Raw genomic sequence first — 1507 nt, forward strand, 5'->3', positions numbered from 1 at the left:
GATGGAAACCCACTGGGCGAACCTCATGCCGCTCACCCACGCCGCCTTCAACGCCAACGGCCGCGTCGCGCCCTGACCTCACGCCCCCACGGCAACCCACGGCCCGGCTATGTCCGTGCCGGTGTTCGCGGACGGGGTGATGCTCGCCGGCAGGCTGGTGCGGCCGGTGCCGTTGACCGCGAACCGGAACGTAGCCGCGGACAGTCCGAAGTTCGCAGCCTGCCCCACCCCCGTCCACCCGGACGCCCTCGTCAACGTCGGGGGCACGGACGCGTTGAACACCAGGCCCACCCAGTAGAAGGCCCCGGCCGTCAGCGTCTGGCCGGGGATCACCGTGGTCTTCAACCCCGCCGAGGTGATGACGGAGTCGACGTTCGTGGCGGCCAGCAGAGCCCCGGTGGACGCGTACAGGCCGACCTCGTTACGGCCCGCCGTCGGCGACGACCCCTGATTCCCCACCCACCAGTACAGGCGGGACACGGTGACGGGCGCGGCGATGTTCACGCGCACCAGGTAGAGGACGCCGTTGGAGAGCTCTGTGCTGTTCACGGCGAGGGCAGGGTCGTAGGCCCAGGCGGCGGCGCCGTGCGAGGCGGGCAGGTCCTCGCCCAGGGCGGGCCCGGTGGTGGTGAGGGGGCCGGTGATGGTGCCGCCGCTGGTGGGGAGGGCGCCGATCGCGGCGGGGGTGATCGGGTCGGTGCTGCCGGTGGCGTGGGTGGGGGCGTGCGGGAGGGGGGTGCGCGGGTTGGTGAGGGTGGGGTCGGTGGAGCGGAGTGCGATGGTGGGTCCGGCGCCTGCGTCTCCGAGGGGCGGCTGCGGTCCTTCCGGCCCCTGGGGGCCTTCGGGGCCTTGCGGGCCGGGATCGCCCTGCGGGCCCGCGGGTCCTGCCGGTCCTGTCTCGCCTTGCGGCCCTTCCGGCCCTTGGGCGCCGGGGTCGCCCTGAGGTCCGGCCGGTCCGGGTGCACCGTCAGCGCCCGCGGGTCCCGGCTCACCGGGCGGGCCAGGCGGTCCCGCAGGACCGGTCTCCCCCGCCGGGCCGGCGGGTCCTTCCGGTCCGGCCGCGTACACGACCGCCCCGCCCTCCGTCGGTTCTGCGGCGAGCTCCAGACGCAGGTCCCCCACCCACCACACGCCCTCGTCTGGGACGAGGATGTAGGACGTGATGGGGGTGCCGTCCAGGTGGCGGCCCTCGAGGACCGCCCACAGGGTGTCCCCCGACACCGACTCGATCAAAGAATTGGGGATCAGCTCCGCGGACCAGTCCCCGTTCTGTTCGGGCTGGATGGAGACGGGGCGGACCAGCTCCCCCTCCATCGACGGCACGTAGCCGACCGCAGGAGCGCCGGTCACGTCGACCAGGACGGCCCGCATGCCGACGCGGCGAGCATCGGAGTTTCCGAGGAGGGTTCCGGTCACCGTCGTCATCGTGCGAGTCCGTTCAAGCGGTGGGCGGGGGCCCAGGCTGGTCGTGCGGAGCTTCGATCAGAGCGCGCCGATGCTGCACGCT

At 73.4% G+C, this 1507-nt stretch carries 1 protein-coding gene and 1 pseudogene; one reads left to right on the top strand and one right to left on the bottom strand.

Annotated elements, in window-relative coordinates:
• A pseudogene (locus IE258_RS40615) lies at positions 1–76 on the top strand (FAD-dependent thymidylate synthase); the annotation flags it as partial.
• A gap of 2 nt (positions 77–78) precedes the next feature.
• On the opposite strand, the gene IE258_RS40620 reads toward IE258_RS40615, so the two are convergent.
• Complete coding sequence (locus IE258_RS40620; protein WP_189750812.1) at positions 79–1416, bottom strand: collagen-like protein; 1338 nt, start codon at positions 1414–1416, stop codon at positions 79–81.
• Positions 1417–1507: the final 91 nt, after the last annotated feature.

The organism is Streptomyces tendae, from assembly GCF_014650435.1.
Lineage (GTDB): Bacteria > Actinomycetota > Actinomycetes > Streptomycetales > Streptomycetaceae > Streptomyces > Streptomyces tendae.